At 37.1% G+C, this 2,302-nt stretch carries 3 protein-coding genes; 2 read left to right on the top strand and 1 reads right to left on the bottom strand.

Annotated features, from left to right (window positions below; translation table 11 throughout):
* The coding region (locus AC06OU_RS05900) for an aminotransferase class V-fold PLP-dependent enzyme (RefSeq protein ID WP_475854593.1) at positions 1-698 on the bottom strand (698 nt) is incomplete at its 3' end.
* A 128-nt stretch (positions 699-826) separates the two neighbouring features.
* Here AC06OU_RS05900 and AC06OU_RS05895 point away from each other — a divergent pair.
* The gene (locus tag AC06OU_RS05895; RefSeq protein ID WP_475854592.1) at positions 827-1,909 is read left to right on the top strand and encodes a glycosyltransferase family 2 protein; all 1,083 of its coding nucleotides are present in this window, start codon (positions 827-829) and stop codon (positions 1,907-1,909) included.
* 147 nt (positions 1,910-2,056) lie between these two features.
* A partial coding sequence (locus AC06OU_RS05890; protein ID WP_475854590.1) for a hypothetical protein occupies positions 2,057-2,302 on the top strand: 246 nt, incomplete at its 3' end.

Raw genomic sequence — 2,302 nt, 5'->3', positions numbered from 1 at the left:
TTATAAGTACACCAAAACGCAAAATCCACTCCCCATTCATCTAATGAATGAGGGATTGAACCAATCGAGTGGCAAAGGTCAAAGCCAATTAAAATATCTCTTTTATGTGCTTCATCTGTCAGCTTTTTCATATTTAAAATTTGGCCACTTCTATATAGAACACTAGGTAATATAATCATGGCTACTTGTTCAGTCATTGCTTCTATAATATCCTCCTCGACTAAAAGCCCATCCTTCCCCTTCACTATTACAATATCCTCTTCTGGTGATTTCCCATGTAAAGATAGTTGACTGCTAACAGCATACAGATCAGATGGGAAGTTCAGTTCATCTACTACAATTTTCGTTTTCTTGCCTTGAGGCTTATAAAAGGTAGCGATTAACTGATGTAGATTAGTTGTCGTGGAACCCGTAATTATTACTTCCTCTGGCATAGCTCCTATCAATGGTGCACACATCTCCCCAAGCTTTTCAGAAAGATGAAACCAGGGATGCTCACCTTTTGTCCATCCATCAATTCCAAACCTTTTCCATGAATCCAATAAATTTAAAACGGCTAATTCAGCTCGTCTAGATAAAAGTCCTAGCGAATTGCCATCCATATATATAGTATTTGCTGGGATATAGAACTCTTGACGATAATGATTTATATCATCCCCTTGATCAAGCTTTCTAGCGAATTCGATATTACATTCCATTCAAGCATCATCCTTTTACCGAATTTTCTTTCTATTATATCAAAAACATGCATACATATGTATGCGATATAAAAGAACCGGCGACTTACATTTTACATATAAATATAAGGAGCAAAGGGGGAATGAATATGATTACTATAAGTTTATGTATGATAGTAAAAAATGAAGAAGAAGTTATTGGGAGATGTCTTGCATCAGTTAAAGACATAGTAGATGAAATTAATATAGTCGATACTGGCTCAACTGATCAAACAAAGGAAATAGTAAAACAATATACAAATCGCATTTTTGATTTTAAGTGGATAGATGATTTTGCTGCCGCTCGAAATTATTCTTTTGGGCAAGCAACCAAAGAATATATATTGTGGCTCGATGCAGATGATGTTTTTACGGAGGACGATCGAAATAAGCTAAAGCAACTAAAAATGTCTCTTGATCATTCCTATGACGCTATTTCTATGAAGTACCATTTAGCCTTCGATGAAAATGGGAATGTAACCTATCTATTACGTAGGTATAGACTTGTTAATAGAAAAAAGCAATTTAAATGGATAGGTCAGGTCCACGAATACTTAGCAGTAGAAGGTAACCTTTTAGATAGTGATGTTGCAGTGAGTCATCTACCTTTGAGTCATGATTCCAATAGAAATTTAAGCATCTACCAAAAAATGATAGATGACGGCAAACAACTAACCCCACGTGATACGTTTTATTTTGCAAACGAATTAATGGATCATGCTAAGTATGATGATGCAATTACTTACTATGAATTATTTCTACAGTCAAATCAGGGGTGGATTGAAGATAATATAAGAGCATGCTTCAAGCTAGCTGACTGCTACTATGAATTAGGCAACAATCATCAAACATTATTATCAACGCTGAGAACACTTTCCTATGATATACCACGCCCAGAGGCTTGTTGCAGAATAGGATACCACTTTATGGAACAAGATAAAAATTATGAGGCTATTTATTGGTATAAGGAAGCTCTCAATTATAAGAATAAAGAGTTACTCAGTTTCCAAAATACTAATTTCTCTACCTGGTTACCTCACCTGCAACTTTGCGTTCTTTATGATCGAATTCAAGAGCATAGAATTGCCTACTCTCATAACGAGGAAGCAAGAAAGTATAGACCGACCGATGAACGAATAATAGGTAATAAAAAATACTTCGAGCAAATATTGAAAGATAGTCTAGAAGAATAGAACTTATTAAATTAAACATTTTACCTATTTAAAGCCACTTTTCTCAAAAAAAGTGGCTTTATTTTGAAATTTAATTAGACAAGTAGTCCTTTGACCTCCTCCAATCTATTTTCAACGAATAGGATGTGACAGAGAGGAGGTGAAACAATGGATTTAAATAATTACTTTAGCAGAAATGATGATTGTAATAAATGTAGAAATTGTCCTACTGGACCTACTGGGCCTACTGGGCCTGCTGGAGGACCTACTGGACCTACCGGGGCTACGGGGACTACCGGCGCTACTGGGGCTACTGGGGCTACTGGTGCTACCGGCGCTACCGGGGTAACTGGTGCTACTGGACCTACCGGCGCTACCGGCGCTACCGGCGCTACTGGACCTACCGGGGCTACT

The organism is Psychrobacillus sp., from assembly GCF_056205495.1.
This window is presented reverse-complemented; position numbering and strand designations above follow the sequence as displayed.

What these genes read in the sequence shown, in the direction of transcription:
- AC06OU_RS05895 (WP_475854592.1), top strand. Translation starts at nt 827, where the DNA reads ATGATTACTATAAGTTTATGTATGATAGTAAAAAATGAAGAAGAAGTT.